At 67.3% G+C, this 725-nt stretch carries 1 pseudogene; it reads right to left on the reverse strand.

What is annotated here, in order from left to right:
- Positions 1-725, reverse strand: a pseudogene (locus AC1DSD_RS22440) (hypothetical protein); the annotation flags it as partial.

Consider the following 725-nt stretch of genomic DNA (forward strand, 5'->3'; position numbering starts at 1 on the left):
TGCGCCTGAACGTCGATCCCGTCCTTGCCCGCCGTCAGCGCGGTCACTGCGCCGGTGGTGACGCTGATATTGCCGCCTGCGGCCGTATCGCGAACGAAGATGCCCTCACCGCCGGCCGAGCTGCTCGCGCCCGAGATGTCGACCGTGACATTGCCCGAACCATTGTTCAGGATGTTCGCCGCATCGCCGGTCCCGCCGACGAACCCGCCGGTCCCGGTGACGCTGATGTTGCCCGCGCCGCCAGTCCCGCCAACCAGGCTCAGGCCGCGCGTCGCGCCCGTCACCGTGTCAGCGACCGAGATCGTCACCGCGTCGTTGCCGACTGCCTTGATGCCCTCGGCAAACGTACCCGTCACCGTGCCGTTGGCGGTGACACTGACGGTACCAGTGCCAAAGTTGTGCGCATCGATGCCGGTCGTGCCCGAGACGTTGCCCGCGGTCACATCGACATTGCCCGCGCCCGCGACCTTGGTCTGCTGCGCGATGATCGCGGTGTTGCTGGCCGCGGTGACATCGCCCGCGGTAACCGAGACGTTGCCGCCCGTCGTCAACGCAAAGATGCCGTTACCCGTCGTGACATTGACCGGGCCGACGGTGGTGACCGTCGTATTGCCTGATCCGAAATTCTCGGCGTCGATGCCGAACCGCGCGGTGATTGCGCCGTTGGCGGTCACGTCGATATTGCCGGTGCCCGCCGCGTTGAGGATCGCCGCCACCATGCCGGC

Source organism: Sphingomonas sp. P4_D12 (genome assembly GCF_056401895.1).